This is a genomic window from Pseudooceanicola endophyticus (assembly GCF_018760365.1).
In the GTDB taxonomy this organism is placed as follows: domain Bacteria; phylum Pseudomonadota; class Alphaproteobacteria; order Rhodobacterales; family Rhodobacteraceae; genus Pseudooceanicola; species Pseudooceanicola endophyticus.
This window is the reverse complement of sequence record NZ_JAHIAB010000001.1, coordinates 1-14552: the sequence shown is the minus strand read 5'-3', so window position 1 is coordinate 14552 and position 14552 is coordinate 1. Positions and strand designations below refer to the sequence as shown.

The 14552-nt window shown below is 65.6% G+C and carries 13 protein-coding genes and 2 tRNA genes; 5 read left to right on the top strand and 10 right to left on the bottom strand.

Annotation, left to right across the window (positions count from 1 at the left end):
- Positions 1-13 precede the first annotated feature (13 nt).
- The 3 genes from KM176_RS00075 (at position 14) to KM176_RS00065 (ending at position 1652) form a co-directional block, all read left to right on the top strand.
- Complete coding sequence (locus KM176_RS00075; protein ID WP_160891473.1) at positions 14-631, top strand: TetR/AcrR family transcriptional regulator; 618 nt, start codon at positions 14-16, stop codon at positions 629-631.
- The gene (locus KM176_RS00070) at positions 628-945 is read left to right on the top strand and encodes a DnaJ family domain-containing protein (protein ID WP_160891471.1); all 318 of its coding nucleotides are present in this window, start codon (positions 628-630) and stop codon (positions 943-945) included. Before KM176_RS00075 ends, KM176_RS00070 begins: the two co-directional genes overlap by 4 nt.
- A 179-nt stretch (positions 946-1124) precedes the next feature.
- Complete coding sequence (locus tag KM176_RS00065) at positions 1125-1652, top strand: GNAT family N-acetyltransferase (protein ID WP_160891469.1); 528 nt, start codon at positions 1125-1127, stop codon at positions 1650-1652.
- Here KM176_RS00065 and KM176_RS00060 read toward each other — a convergent pair.
- Positions 1639-2433 carry a methyltransferase domain-containing protein gene (locus tag KM176_RS00060; RefSeq protein ID WP_160891467.1) on the bottom strand — a complete coding sequence of 265 codons (795 nt, stop codon included), beginning with the start codon at positions 2431-2433 and terminating at the stop codon, positions 1639-1641. The two genes, KM176_RS00065 and KM176_RS00060, sit on opposite strands and share 14 nt — an antisense overlap.
- Before the next feature lie 290 nt (positions 2434-2723).
- Between KM176_RS00060 and KM176_RS00055 the strand changes: the two genes are divergently transcribed.
- Together KM176_RS00055 and KM176_RS00050 are read left to right on the top strand one after the other, a co-directional pair.
- Positions 2724-2798, top strand: a tRNA-Thr gene (locus KM176_RS00055).
- Between the two features lie 22 nt (positions 2799-2820).
- Positions 2821-2895: transfer RNA gene (locus KM176_RS00050), tRNA-Gln, on the top strand.
- A gap of 998 nt (positions 2896-3893) precedes the next feature.
- Here the strand turns inward: KM176_RS00050 and KM176_RS00045 are convergent.
- From KM176_RS00045 to KM176_RS00005, 9 genes are read right to left on the bottom strand one after another with little or no spacing between them, the layout of a single operon-like run.
- Complete coding sequence (locus KM176_RS00045) at positions 3894-4370, bottom strand: hypothetical protein (RefSeq protein ID WP_160891465.1); 477 nt, start codon at positions 4368-4370, stop codon at positions 3894-3896.
- Between the two features lie 45 nt (positions 4371-4415).
- Positions 4416-4625: a hypothetical protein gene (locus KM176_RS00040; RefSeq protein WP_160891463.1), complete on the bottom strand. Its 210-nt coding sequence runs from the start codon at positions 4623-4625 to the stop codon at positions 4416-4418.
- A 12-nt stretch (positions 4626-4637) separates the two neighbouring features.
- Positions 4638-6137, bottom strand: a complete 1500-nt coding sequence (locus KM176_RS00035; RefSeq protein ID WP_160891458.1) for an SGNH/GDSL hydrolase family protein — start codon at positions 6135-6137, stop codon at positions 4638-4640.
- Between the two features lie 3 nt (positions 6138-6140).
- Positions 6141-6509, bottom strand: a complete 369-nt coding sequence (locus tag KM176_RS00030) for a hypothetical protein (protein WP_160891456.1) — start codon at positions 6507-6509, stop codon at positions 6141-6143.
- A 12-nt stretch (positions 6510-6521) separates the two neighbouring features.
- Positions 6522-9848: a TipJ family phage tail tip protein gene (gene gpJ, locus KM176_RS00025; protein ID WP_160891454.1), complete on the bottom strand. Its 3327-nt coding sequence runs from the start codon at positions 9846-9848 to the stop codon at positions 6522-6524.
- Positions 9845-10276 carry an NlpC/P60 family protein gene (locus KM176_RS00020; RefSeq protein WP_160891452.1) on the bottom strand — a complete coding sequence of 144 codons (432 nt, stop codon included), beginning with the start codon at positions 10274-10276 and terminating at the stop codon, positions 9845-9847. Before KM176_RS00020 ends, gpJ begins: the two co-directional genes overlap by 4 nt.
- The gene (locus KM176_RS00015; RefSeq protein ID WP_160891450.1) at positions 10273-10797 is read right to left on the bottom strand and encodes a hypothetical protein; all 525 of its coding nucleotides are present in this window, start codon (positions 10795-10797) and stop codon (positions 10273-10275) included. The genes KM176_RS00020 and KM176_RS00015 overlap by 4 nt, the downstream gene beginning before the upstream one ends.
- A complete protein-coding gene (locus KM176_RS00010; RefSeq protein WP_160891448.1) occupies positions 10794-11213 on the bottom strand; it encodes a hypothetical protein in 420 nt (139 codons plus the stop codon). Before KM176_RS00010 ends, KM176_RS00015 begins: the two co-directional genes overlap by 4 nt.
- A complete protein-coding gene (locus KM176_RS00005) occupies positions 11210-14458 on the bottom strand; it encodes a phage tail tip lysozyme (protein WP_215558749.1) in 3249 nt (1082 codons plus the stop codon). The genes KM176_RS00010 and KM176_RS00005 overlap by 4 nt, the downstream gene beginning before the upstream one ends.
- Between the last annotated feature and the right edge of the window lie 94 nt (positions 14459-14552).

The following is a 14552-nucleotide window of genomic DNA, read 5'->3' as shown; positions in this document are numbered from 1 at the left end:
ATATGATTGATTCATGTCAGACCAAAAGCAAAGCTACCTGCGCAAGGCGGAACGCCGGGCGATGATCGCCCGGGCCGCCCGGGCGCTGATCCTTGAGAACGGCTATGCCGCGCTGCGCACCCGGGACGTGGCCGCGCGGGTGGGCATCAACATCTCGACCCTGCATTTCCATGTCCCCGGCAAGGAGGCTCTGGTGGAACTGGTGGCCGAAACGACGCGCGACGCCTTCCTGGCGCTGCTGCCGCCCGCTCCCGACCCCGGGGCACCGGCGCGTGCGCAGCTGCGGGCAGAGGCGCGCGCCTATCACGACAGCCTGCGCGACCAGCCGGACCTGGCCGCCTGCTTTGTCCAGCTGACCCAGATCGCCGGCACCACGCCGCAGGTCGCAGCCCTGCTCGAGGGTTTTACCCGCGACTGGTGTGCCCGCTATGCCGCCATCCTTGAAATCGGTCGCGCCCAGGGCGTGTTCCGCGCCGATCTGCACCCCCTTCCGGCGGCCCTGGCGGTCACCGGCGCGCTCAGCGCCTTCGGCCCCCGGGGGCCGGAGGGCCTGGCGATGTTCTGGCCCGTCTTCGACGAGATCGAGCGCGGCCTGCTGACACGATCCGCATCAGAAGGAGACGACGCATGAAGTTTTCCGACATGGCCGAACGGCAGATCCTGAAGGCCCAGGCCGAGGGGCAGCTGGAGAATCTGAAGGGGGCGGGCAAGCCTCTGAAGATGGAGGATGACGGCAGTGCCGATGCGGTGGGATTCCGCATCATGGCCGAGGCCGGTGCCTTGCCGAAAGAGGTCCAGTTGCGCAAGGCGGTTGAAGCGCAGGCGGCGGTCCTGCGCGCCACCAGCGATCCCGCTGCCCGCAAGCAGGAGATGCGCCGCCTGGCCGAACTCCAGCTGCGGCTCGATATCGAGCAGGAAGCCCGCAGGCGCTTCTGGGCGGTCTGAGCGGCGCCGCGCGCGATCCCTGCACTTCGGAGGGGATCGCGCTGAAAGCGCGTCTTCGACATTTTGCAGAAAGCGGTCTCCGACATCCTGCCGGAAGCACCCTCGACTTCTCGGCGGGGCGGGTCATAGTGCGGGGCAGGGTGCCGCACCACGCCCGCCGCCCCGAAGGAGCCGCCCAGATGTCCCTGCTGATCCGTCCGATGACGGTTTCCGATCATGCTGCCGTGGCGCGGATCTTCTTCTGCGCCGTGCATGAGGGGACGCGGGCCGCCTACAGCGCGGCGCAGCGCCGGGCCTGGGCCGGCGAAACCATCGATCTGCCCGCCTGGCAGCGCCGGCTGGAGGGGATGACAGGTTTCGTCGCCACGCGCGACGAGGAGCCGGTGGGCGTGCTGACCCTCGACGCCATTGCCGATGCGCAGGCCCATGTCGATCTGGCCTTCGTGCTGCCCTCGCAGGCGGGGAAGGGCATCGGCGGGCAACTGCTGCGCCGGGCCGAGGCCTGGGCGCGCTCGGGTGGGGCGGGGCACATGACCACCGAGGCAAGCCTCGTGGCACGGCCCTTCTTTGCCCGCCACGGCTGGCAGGTGGTCAGGCCCGAGGAAATCCTGCGCCGGGGCGTGTCGCTGCGCCGCTTCCGGATGCGCAAGGACCTGGAAGCCGCCGCAGTCCCGGCGGCAAGCGGGGGCGCCCTCAGGCCCGGGTGACGGCGAAAAGTGCGGGGCACTCGAAGCTGACGCTGCCATCGCCATGGCGATACTTTCCCAGCCGTTCGGGCGCGGCGCGTTTCAGGGCCGTCATGCGGGCCGGTGTCATGGCTTCCGCCAGGGTCCAGCCGCCGATCTCGGTCTCGAGCCAGGCATCGAGGGAGGGGTGGCGGATCTCTCCGGTCCGGTGGCCCAGATGGGCCCCTTCCAGTCCGGCCTCGGCCAGAAGCTGCGCCAGCGCGCCGTCCTCTCCAAGACAGAACGGGACCTTCAGCGCTTCGGCAGCTCCGGCCCCCATGAGCTCTTCCAGCAGCGGAATCAGGTCGTTGTACCCCGGAGAGCGTGGCCAGGGGGCAAAGACCGAGACCGTGATCCAGCCGCCGGGCCGGCAGACCCGGGCCATCTCGCGCAGCGCCTGCCGGCGGTCTGCCAGGAACATCAGCGCGAACTGGCAGGTCACCGCGTCGAAACTGTCGTCGGCGAAGGGCAGGGCCTCGGCGCGCGCCTGCCGGATATCCAGCTCCGGTGCCAGTTTCCGTGCCATGGCCAGCATGCCCGGGTTGATATCGACGGCGCTGACCCGGGCCGCACGGGCCTGCGCGGCCCGGGCGACCACGCCGGTCCCGGTCGCCACGTCCAGCACCCTGTCGCCGTCGCGAATGCCGGCGGCCTCGACCAGCCAGGGGGCGAATTGTCCGAAAAGCGCGGGGACGAAGAAATCCTCGTAGATCCGCGCCGCCTCGGCCGAGATCTGCCCCGCAGCGGCGTCCGTTTCGTCCATGTCCTGCCCTCTACCCGTGGCGAATTGCGACCGGACCTGCCGGGTGCGGCGTGGGGGAGGGACATGCGCAGGCGGTCCGGCGCCAGCATAGCACATTTGCCGTGCCGCGTCGCCGGCCCGGAGGGGCTGCCTGCGGGGGCGGGCGATGCTGCGGACCCCGTCGCGCCGCAAGCTGCCCCCACGGCAGAGCCGTTTCGGGCGGAACGGGTGATTTTCGATGTTGCATTCCGTCGAGAATATCTGCATGAGAACGCCGAAATCGCTTGAGGCTGAATGCCTTGAGGGGCGATGCCGCAGTAGCTCAGTGGTAGAGCGCACCCTTGGTAAGGGTGAGGTCGGGAGTTCAATCCTCCCCTGCGGCACCAGACCTTTCCAAGAGCGAGATGTTGGGGCGTAGCCAAGTGGTAAGGCACCGGTTTTTGGTACCGCGCACCGTAGGTTCGAATCCTACCGCCCCAGCCATTCTTCCCGTTTATGACGTTCGCCGAAGGTTGGAACCTATCCGGTTCTACTTGGCATCTTGCCCGGGCAAGACTGGCATATAGCTCCAGTCCGGACTTCTAAACTCTCCAGAGACCTTGCGACGCGACGCAAAGCTTTCTGCGCGCGCCCTGGCAGTAAAGTTGCATCGCTCACGTTGATGGCCTGCGTGTAGCGCGACACCGATTTTTTCAGTGTGCGACACCGAAAGTTGCAGCAGACGACTTTCGGTGTTCCGGTCATCCGAAGTGGTCTGGATTGGGCCGTGGACACACGTCATCACCTCGGATCACTTTCCCCACCCCTGGAGCCTGGAGGCGGTTCCACAATGATTGAGTAGCTAGAGGGATCTCCGTCGGGAGGTGGTTGATCTCTTGAAAAGACCCATTTTCGACCTGTCTTCCGCGAGAGCCGATCAAGTTCCGCAAACATGCGTTCCATCACGTGTGTGTTCAGCCAATCGACCAAAGGTTCCCAGTGTGGAGCTGCACCAAAGTAAAAGCCGAAGCTCAACTGCAGATCCACCCGGACTTCTGGTCCGACAAGGTCCAGCGCAATGATACTTGAGAGACTTTCATGGCCGCCGTTATGAGCATGTCGTCGGTGGCGAAGCCCCATTATCTCCTCATGGACCGCTCGCAGATGGGAAGGGACTGAGGAAGCTTTCAGTCGCGTCGCCCCAGATGTCTGTGTGAATAGCCTACCGTAAGCGACAACGAACGCTGTGGTGTAGAGTTCAACGTCCAAGAAGTTCGTCATTTGGGAATCTGGCTTTATACCTTGAAGCTTCCGATAGGCGTATTCGACTTGCATGGTCGTGCCGATGGCTCGGCTAAAGCGTTGGAGGCGTTCTATGTCTCTCTCATATTTCCTTGCGAACTCGTCTCCGCTCTCGACATTCACGACCGTGCCTCCTGAAATATACTGCTGCACGACAATGTGGCGCTTACGAGCATTTTGGAAGCCGAAGAGCGCCTATCTTAAATTGTGATCGCACGGGGGGTGAAATAAGCCTGCATCTGAGCATAGACCTTGGCCAGATCCGTATCGCTGAGGCGACCGCTGAAGAGCGCCGCAGCGTAGATCTTCGTCTGACCCGTGAACGTGGCCGAAGCCGACCCCAGTAGGATGCTCTTCGCCCCCGCGACCTGCGTCACCAGGGAAGGCGTGAACTCGCTCTGATCGTCGCCGGTAAGATAATCGACCGTCTTCTTTCCGGTCGTGCCATCGCGCCGCGCGGCAAATGCGGTCGGACTGCTGAAGGGCACCGCAAGCGATTGCCCGTTCATCACGTTGATCGCAGAGACCCCCGCGTTGTCGAGCACGTTGTTGAAATCCAGGCGGACAAGGTCATCGCCCGCGTTGTTGGTGTTGGCATAAAGCCAGGCCCCGCCATTCGCCGCAGCACCCGCCATGCCGACCAGGAAGCCATTCTGGTCGCTCTCCTGCTCGGCCACCACCAGCCAGGTGAAGGCGTCGGTCAGCAGTAGCCCGGTGTCGATCTAGTTGGTGAGGCTGTCGCAGGTGATGGACTGCTCGCCTTGGACCGGGCTGCCCACTACGGAGGCGGCCGCCTTCCCGGGGGCCAGGTTGCGCGTCAGGTCCGCCCCATCGGCGAAGAAATTCAGGTATTCCAGACCATCGGTGATCACCGGCAGGTAGCCGGTGTATTTGTTGCCGATGATGCCCGGGGAATAGATCGTCGTGCCCATGGTGTGTGCCTTTCAGGGGAATTGCAGATGGGTTGTGAAGAGAGTGCCGGAGAGGAAATACGCCCCGGGGTCGTCCAGGTGCCGAAGGTCGAGCCAGAGGCCAAGGGACGCCGCCTGGGCGTGATTGAGGCCGAGACGCGTGAAATCCAGATACTCGACCCGATCCGTGGCCTGTGCGTAGTCGATCAGCGTTGCCGCATAGCCTGACATCGGGATCACCTGATCGCCGGTTTCGGGTTGGCAATAGATGACCACGCCGGTATCCGTTCCAGCATCCCGCAGTTCTGCGACGATCGTCTCCATGTAGCCCCGGAAGGCGGAGACCGAGATGCTCTGCGGGCTGTCGTTCGCCCCAAGTGCCACATAGGCAAGATCCGGCGCCAGGTCGGCGAGGATGAAGCGCGCCGTCACATCATTGATGATCTTGCGCAGATGCCAGGCCATGGCGCCGGCATTGCCGCACTTCTGGAATTCGACCCCGGGAATGCCGGTGGCCCAGAGCCCGAAGAGCGAGACCGTGCCGGTATTGCCGGTCAGGTCGATCTCGAAGCTGTGCAGGGTGCTGTCGGACAGCCCCGTCACTTCGACCTTGGCCGGGGCGCCGGTGCTGCCGCCTGCGACGGTCACCCAGGCCCCGCCATCGACCCGGTAGCGGAAGGTCCCGGCGGTATCGAGGTAGTAGAAGCGCAGCTCGGTGCCGCGCACCCCGGTGATTGCAAGCGTGGCGGTGGTGCCCGGCGCATCCAGCCGCAGGCCGTCATGCGAATAGGCTCCGCTCTCTTCCTCGCTGTCGATGTCGTGCTTGGTCCAGCCGGTGTACTGGACATCCACGTCGTTCAGAACAGCGCCTGTTGCCAGCAAGCTGATCCAGCCATCCGCCCCCTGGCCGAAGGCCGCGTACAAGAGATTTGCCACGGCCTGGGAAATGAGGAGGCGTTGGGTCCAGCTGTCGCCATAGCCCATAAGACGAACGATTTCCGAGCCGGTACTGCGCAGCCGGGAGATCGCGGCCCGCCAAGCATTGAGCCCGCGCCCGTCCGAAGCGATGGGGGCTTCGGTTTCCGGGATCTCCGGGATCTGGTCCACCGAGGCCAGCTCCATGTAGGTCCCGTCGGCGAACTGCAGGCGGATACCGGAATGGCTGTTGTCATCGGTGGCGCGCATCCCCGGATCATAGAGGTCCACGTAGAAGCCATCGGCCCCGATGTATCGCAGCCCGTCGAAAGTATCGTCCCGCAGGAGAGAGACATCCTGTGTAGCGAGCCCCGCTTCCCCGACAGACCAGGTTTTCCCCGAGATACCCTCGACCGTCATATAGGCCCCGACGAAGCCGGAAGGATCGGCGAAGCTGACACGCCATGAGGTTTCACCTGCCACGGCCTCGATCAATGCTGCGCGTGCGGAAACGGCTTCTGCAAGGTCCGTGTCGGATGCCGCCCCGAGCGTAGCCCGTGCCGCATCCTTGTCGTCCAGATCGCCCAGGTTCGCCGACTTGTCGAGCTTCCCCGTCAACCCTTACTCAGACGGTGCCGATTTCTGGAAGGTGGCCACGCTGCCCGCATCGTGCAGGTAGACGTCGTACAGGATTGCCGTATCGGCGTTCTGCACCTTGAAGAAATCGCCCTCAGAGGTGGCTGCCAGACCGGCAGCGGTATCTGCGTAGGTTTCGGCTTCGGCGAAGGTGATCCCTTCCAGCGTCGTGACGCGGGTCTCAGCCGAGGTAAGGCGATTGCCGATGTCCAGATCGGCCAGAGCGCCGCTGGCCAGAAGCTGATTGACGAAAGCTTCGAAGAGCACTCGGACGGTGCTGCCCTCCCGGTTCCCAAGCAGCTCATCGACAAGCGCCGATGGATCCGCGTTCGTCGTTGTTACGCCGTTGGCCATGAGCGGCAGCTCCTAGATGCTGATCGTGAACGGACCACTCACGGGGCCCGGAACTCCATCTGCATTCTGTGGCTCGATCCAAAGATAATGTGTCCCCTGAACAAGGCAGGCATCGGTTTCGAGGTAGACGGACACGTCGTCGATCGCGCCGTCGAAATCCGTGCTGGCCAAGAACTCGACCGTGTCGTTCCCGGTCACGGCCTGGATCCGGTCGCTCTGATCGCCGTTGGCGGATACCGTCACACCGGGGCGGTCCGATCCGCCGGTAAGGCGCGGCGTGACGCTACCAGCGGTCCGTCCGCTGACCGTGAAATACACCCGATAGAACTTGCCGGAAGTCATGGTCAGCGCCTGGGACAGGCTGTCTGCCGTGCCTGCGGTGTGCTGGGCGAGGCCGCCAACAACTTCCCAGCCCGTGTCTGCGGTCCAGGACGCGGCATTGCCCATGGCGCCGTCCGTGATCAGCTCTTGCCGCGTCGTGTCGCCCAGGGTGATCGAATAGCTCTGCAACGGAGACGTCGCGACCGGGCTGCCGACGGCATCGGTCTCGCGGTCCAGCGTCGAAGACAGCGAGCGGTAGACCTGGAGCTGTTCGGTCGCCTCGTCCGCGCCGGTGGCCACCTGGATCAAGGCGCCGCCGAGCAGCGTCGTGATGTCGATCGAGGCGCTGTCCAGAGCCGCTGGGATCGCCGCCTGGTCCGACCCGACCACGAATTCGATGGTCGTTGTCAGCGGGCCGACCACATCCGTGGGCGAGACCGCTTCGGCCTGCAACTCGACCGTGTCCGCAAGGGCGTAGCCGCTGATCGTGCCGCCGCCGCTGGCGGCCTGGATGGTCAGCGAGGACCACGCCGTCTCGCCCAGCAGCCGGTGATAGACCGTGTAGCGCGCCGTGGCGATGACCCCGCTGCCGGGTTCGATCAGGACGTCGATCAGCGGGCCGGAGGTGGTTCGAACCGAAGTGAAGCGCGGTGCGGATGGCTGCGAGAGGTTTTCGTCGATCTCGGCGCCGACGCGGCCCGACCAGGCAGGCACTTCGTCCTGGGCGAGCAGCTCATCGATGATCGCCGCCTCGTCCACCATGTGCAGGATCGAATGACCATCCTGCGTCGCCTCGACGCCGCGCACGATCAGCGCCAGGCTTTCGGTGCCCGCATTCCCGAAAAGCACCTGGTCGCCTGCCTCCGGCATGTCTCCGGTCCCGGTAGCGGTCAGGACGCGGGTGTTGCCGGAGACCGTCGAAACAGTCCGAACGACCGAGGACCCGATGGTGTCCTCCGCGTCCTCGAAGACGCGGAAGCGAACGGCATAGGACTGCCCTGCTTCCATGGTCACGAGATCGTCCAGCTCGATCAGCTTGCCCATGACCGACTTGACCTTGGCGCCGCGCTGGACGCTGTCCAGGACATCGTGGCTCGCCATGACCTTGTCGCCCCGGGTCGCAACCCGGATGGGCCCCTTCTGCGTCACCTGGTAGGTGTCGGGGCGGTAAAGGGTCTCGTACATGCGGCGGCGTGCCTCGATCCAGATCTCGTCCGGGTCGGTCTTGCCCGGCAGTTCCAGGCCCTCGGTCAGGGTGATTTCGCCGTCGTAGCCCGGCCAGCGCACCACGCGCTCCGCATCCTTGTAGTCGTTCGTGGCGTCCTTGAACTTCACGCGGAAGGCATGGGGCGGCTCGAAGTAGGTCCGCTTCGATTTGAAGCCCCAGGAGTTGCGCGGGCTGATGTGGTCGACGACCAGTTCCTGCGCCCGGTCGATGGCGACGCCCCATTTCACGCCATCATGGCGCGGCGTCGCCCGGCCGGCAGCGGTGATCTCGGTCAGGACATCGCGCAGGCTGGTGGTCGTCTCCTGCAGGACACGGTCGTATTTCAGGCCGTTTTCGCGGCAGAAGTCATGCCAGTCCTCGATCTGGTCCAGGTCGATCCCGCTGTCGACCACGGCCTTCGGATTGGCCGGGCTCTGCAGGACGTAGCGATAAAGCGATGCGGGGTTCGAGGTCGCCCTCTCAATCCAGGTGCCGGTGTCGGCGTCATAATCGGGGCAGATCCGGCTTGCGAGGACCGAGACGTTGTCGAGCGCGCCGGAGAGCTGATAGGTCGCCTTGATGCGGGTCGCGATCAGCGCCAGCGGGAGGCTGTAGTTCAGAGGATATTCGGGCCGTAGCGTCTGCAGGGCGGCCCAGCTGCAGCGGCGCTGGATCTGCGTGTCCGTGGTCTCGTCGGTCAGCATCGTGACGCGGACTTGCCAGCGGCCCCGGCTCGGGAAGGTCCAGGTGTACTGGCGATAGAAGCTCTCCAGCTTCTTGGCCCGGATCTCCAGCGTCTCGACCTCCTGCCATTCCTCGGCCTCGACCAGGCGATGCTCGATCAGCACCGAAACGCTCTCGGTGTGGCTCTTGCCGCTGTCGTCATAGCGGATCAACCCGGAGGGGAAGGCGAAGATGATGGAGGCGCCAGAGGCATCCGCGCCGGTCGCGCGCACTACGGGCGAGGCTTCCGAGGGGTCGTCATCGATGACCTCACCCAGTTCGTCGCGGGGCAGCGGGCGGACCAGCTCGACGGAGACGCTTTCCTCGGCCACTTGGGAGGTGAAGATCGACAGCGGCAGGTCGGTATCGAGGCCGTCGCGGGTTTCGATGTCCACGTAGTCGAATTCCGAGATCGAGGTCTCGCCGATCTGGATGTCCGAGAGGGACAGCTGCCCCTCGCCGGGCAGGAAGGCTGCCCGGATGTACTGGAAATCTCCGACGATCTCGGAATGGCCGCGCAGGGCGTAGGGCGGCGCGAAACGGATCGTCCCCAGCACCACGGGCACGGCGCCGTTGGGGTCGAGCGTGTTCTTGAAGCCGGAGATCGAGTAGCGGTTTTCGGCATCGCGGCTGTCCGCCGTGACCGGCGGGATCAACGCATTGATCAGCAGATTGCCCAGGGCGGTAACGGCCAACGCCGTGCCCGCATAGGCAGCCGAATAGGCGAAGGTCCCCGCAGTGAGGCCCAGATAGGTCCCGGCGACCCAGGCGGCCGCCGCGACGGCGGCGATCGCGACCACGACGGTCAGCACCGAGCGCAGGCCATCCCCTTCTGCGATCACGCGGATCACCACCCGGACCCCGGGGCGCGGCCGCACCTGATGCCAGAATGCGGGCAGGATCACTTCCGAGCCGTGCGCGCTCACTAGGGCGATCCGGCAGGCCTTCAGCTCGTCGGGCGTGGCGCCCGGCAGCGCGACGCGCAGCATTTCGGCCAGGGTCAGGCCTTCGGGCACCTCGATCTCGATGCGGCGATGGCCCGGGTCGAGGTGGGGAACGGCCAGCAGCGGCACCTTGCGACCCGTCATCTCCGGGCCTCCGACAGGATGGTAACAGGCCGTTCAACATGCCTGTAATGCCCCGTCAAACGGTGCTTCCAGGCCCCTCCGGTGTAATCGGCCAGCTTGGCGCAATCCTCGCCGTCCATGTGGATCATCAGCCCATGGCGCACCACGATCCCGACATGAGAGGCCAGCCGTCCCCGGCGAAACACCACGATGTCGAAGGCAATGGCGGGCCCCTCGACCGGCAGCCACAAGGGAGAAGAGGTCGCGCCGCTCACCAGGGCCGCGATCTCGCCGCGCTCCTCGGCCGAGCTGTAGCCCAGATACTCGGGCAGCCGGATCCCCAGCTCCTCCTGGTAGATGATGCAGGCCAGCCCCCAGCAGTCGGCGCCCGAACGCGAGCGCCCGAATTCGCCCCAGGGGAGGCCGATATAGCCATTGCTCCAGCTCATAGGTGCAGTCCGGGAAAGCGGTCGCGGGTCATGCGGCCGGATGGGAAGGGTTCCGCTTCGATTTCCTCCCGGCTGATGGCGAGGGTGATCGATCCGGCATCGATGTCGGCAGAGAGGATCTGCAGGCCGAGATATTCGGCCTCGATCACGTCGGGGGTTTCGGCCAGCACGACCGCCATGTTGACCGTGGCCAGGGAGGTGAAGCTCCGCACGACCTTCACCATGGCGCTGTCGAGGTTCTCCAGGACGAGCGAGGCCGAGGTCGGAGTGTCCTCCATGTCGGAGGGCAGAAGCGCCGAGGCGATGGTCCAGAGCCAGGGCTCAGTTGCGGTATTGGCGCCGCGCCAGCTGGAGCGGGTGCCATAGACCAGCGGATCCGAGGTGATCCGTTCGGTCGGGTCGGTCGACAGGCGGACCGTTTCGGTCAGGCTTTCGTGGGTGATCTCGAACAGGGCCACATAGACCTCTCCCGAGATGTCGGCATCCTGAGCGGCCCGGGCATTCAGGCTCACACGTCTCATGGCATCACCACCACGCTGAAGGTCTTGCGGAACTCGGTGCCCTGGATCGTCTCCTTCGGCACGTCATCGCCCCAGGCGCAGAGCCAGATCTTCGACATCAGCAGCGGCTGACCGTCGCCGGTCAGCAGGGGCACGCCATCCGAGGTCAGCAGCGCCCAGCCGTCGGTCGTCGGATCGGGCATATGGAACAGCGCGGTGCCGTAACCGCAGTCCTCCTCGAAGAATAGATCGAAGATGGCCTTCTGGTTGCGGTCGAGAATGACCGACAGGCTGACCAGCTTGGCCACGCTGGAAAAGCGACGGCTGTAACCCGGCGGACCAGCATCATTCTGGCGCTTGCGCCGGGCGTCCTGATGGGTGGCGCTCCAGGTGTTGCGCTCGGGCCGGGGCAGTTCGGTGGGCCAGTCCAGGATCATCCGCGGTTCCTCATGCGGGGGCGCATCGAGAACTCGGACTGCATGGTCTTGCGCAGCGGATTGCCGCGCTGACTGACCGCATTCGCAACCTGCTGGCCGATGGTCATGGTGATCTGGGGCTGGCCTTCGGCATCGGTGCCATGCTCGGTCACGACCTCCTGGCCCGAGTAGTTGTTAACGGTGACCGAGGTGGCTGCCGAGCCACTGCCGCCCGCGCCACCGGTGGCCGCCCCTGTCGTCCCCGACGCCGGAAGCGCCGAGACATAGCCCCCGGTGCGGAAGCCGCGCAGGCTGCCACGCCGCAGCGCTTCCAGGTTCTTCGGGCCGATCCGCGCGGTGGCGGCAGCATCGAAGACGAATTCCTGCTCATGCACGACACCGGCGACACGGCTTGGATCGCTGCCGCCGGTCTCCCCACCGCCGCTGAAGCCGGGAAGGCCCAGGGCGCTGCCCGCGAAACTCGCCAGCGACTGGACCAGCCCACCGGCCCCGACGGAGCTCGTCCCGCCCGTGAAGGCGGACGCGAGCGCATCGCCCAGCGAGCCGAAGCCCTGGCCGAGCGTGCCCAGCTCTGCCTGCGCGGTGCCGGTCGTGGCCCCGAACTTTGCCAGGGCGCTTTCGGCAGCGTTCATGCGGGAGGCGAAACCGGCCGAGGCCTCGGGCGTGGCGCTCGACCAACCGGCCGGACGCTCGAAGCCCAGAAACGCATTGGTAGCCGAGGCGACATCGGGCGCGGCGCGCAGCTTCTGCAGGACGCCGTTCTCGCTGCCGAGCAGTTCCTTCCAGACGTAGTCGAGCTGACCCTGCACATTGCCAAGCTGGCCGACCCCGCCGAGCGAAGTCAGCAGCCCCGCGCCACGGGAGCCATGGTGCTGGAAGAGGCCGAAGGACGTGCCGCCGTCGCCGATGGCGGAGGCATCGAAACCGCTCTCGGCCGAGATGTTCCCCAGGATGCCCGCGATCTGGTGCGGCTTCAGGCCCTTGGCGGCGAAGTAGTTCCAGGCCTGCTGCGCGACGTCTCCGCCGGCCGTGTCGCTGTTGGCCGCAAAACCGGCAACTGCCGGTGCTGCCCCGAGCCCGCCGGTCACGGATCCGTTGATCACCACGGTGCCAGCGGAGACCTGCATCATCTGTGCCCCGATGGTGCCGGAGGAGAGCCCCGGGATTGCCGTGGTCTTGCCCCCGGTGAAGGTGTTCCAGATCCCAAGCAAACCACCCATTTCGGGCAGCGTGGCATAGTCGGTACCGAAGAGGGCATTCTTGGCCGGGTTCTTGATGGCGATCTCGGAGAAGGTCGACAGGATGTCCTCGGAGAGGCTGTCGAGGGCGCCGCCCACATCCCCTTTCAAGAGGCTATCAATGACCCCATCAACGGCGTCCTCTCCGGCCGAGCGCAGGTCGTTGAAGGCCTCGATCTGCTTTTGCAGCTCGCGGGTCTGATCGGCATAGGCCTCCGATTGCGCCCGGATCTGATTGGCGGCGTCGCTGTTGCGATCAAGGCGCAGCTCGGTGATCTTCTGCTCGGCTTCCGCAAGCGCGAGCGCCCGCTGTCGAACTGCCTCGGATTGACCGATCAGGGCGGCTTCGACCCGCAGCATCTGCAGCTTCTCGGACTGGCCGCGCAGGTAGTCCTGGAAGGCCGCCGCCTGATCGGCGGCACGGTTGGCCTGGGCAGCGCTGGCATAGGCTTCGCGCAAGCTAAGGATCACCCCTTCCAGGCGCGCCTTTTCCTCGCCCTCGGCCTGGGCCGCTGCGGCCACCAACGGGCGCAGGGTCAGCTCTTCCTGGAGCAGGCGGTTGGCGTCCTCGGCGGTGATTGCGCCGCTGGCAATCTGGACGGTCAGCTTGGCGCGCAGCTCGGTTTCGGCGCGCATGTCGGCGGCCTGCGTCTGACCGGCAGCGATGGCGCTCTCGATTTCCCGGGTGCGCGCGGCCTCGGCCCGGCGGGTCCGCTCGGCTTCTGTCAGCTCCTGGTCGGCCAGCTCCAGCCGGGTCCGCCGCGCTTCCAGGTCGGCACGCACCAGGGGATTGCGCTCGTTCTGCAGCTGGATCTCGATACGGGCCAACTCGGCTTCGCGCTCGCGCTTGGTGTTGAGCCCATCGAGAGCCGTCGAGGTCGCCTCGATCGCGCGGGCAATGCTCTCGCGCTGCGTGGCATCGAGCCCAGGGGCATTCTGCCCTTGGCGAAGCGCCTCCAGGCGGTTCCTCAGCTCTTCCTGACGGCGTGCTGTCGCGTTGGCATCGCTGTCCTGGGCGATGCCATAGGCCGCAGCGCCTTTCTGCTCCTCGGCGCGTTTCTTCTGGGCGTCCTCCAGCAGACGGCGCTGTTCCAGAAGTGCATCGAGCCGCGCGCGGGCCCCAGCAACGTCAGGCGTCCGTACCCGGAAGCCCTCTGCCTTGCGCCGCGCATTGTTCTCCTGGATTGCAAGATCCTTCTCGGCCTGCTGGATCTGTTCGTCGAGCGACGGCCCATCGATGGCACGATCTATGGTCTTGCCGACCCAGTTGAAGGCGTTGCTGGCCCCGGTGGCGACAGCCTCCCACGCGCGTCCGAAGGCCGTCGTCGCATCTGCGGCATGAACCAGTCGGGCCGGTAGGGCATCAAGCAGCACGGCCTGCGCCTCGGAGAGGCGGTTCTGCGCGGCGAGGGTTTGCGCAAGGCGTGCCGTTGCGCCGTCGATCAGGCCATAGCGGTTATACAGCTCATCCGCTGCTTGGGCCGGATCCGAGAACATCTCGGCCAGGGCCTGACCGGCGGCATCGCTCTCGATCCCGAGAGTCGTGGCGAAGTCCTTCGACAGGCCGATCAGCGCCTCAAAATTCTCCGAACCGATCTTGCCGGTGCGCAGGAACTGCGCCTGCATCATGCGGGCGGCAGACACCGAGATCCCGGCGGCGGCGGCCCCGGCTTGGGCGGCGGCCGTCATCTCGGATGCAGTTCCCGCCACAGCCAGGCCAATGCCCCGGCTAGCCGTCTTGACCTCCTTCGTGGATCGCAGATAGCTGGTGTACGCCGCACCCAGAGCAACAACTGCCACGGCCCCCACACCGAGGCTGACATTCAAGGGCGTGAGGACAGAGGTCAGCGCCTTGAAGGTCTTGCCGACGCCGCCGTAGATCTGCGTGATCTGCGGCCCCTGCTGCAGGAGGACCTGCTGGGGCGGCATCCCCAGAAGAAGGGACTGGAAGACGTCGTTCTGTTGATTTCCACCCAGAACTGACCCGGGAGCGCGCGTAATTTCCATTGAGAATTGACCCATGTGACCCTCCCCGCGACGCAGCTTGCAGCGGGGGATTCCGGAGTGATCCACATGGGACTTTTGAACGTCATCCGCCGCA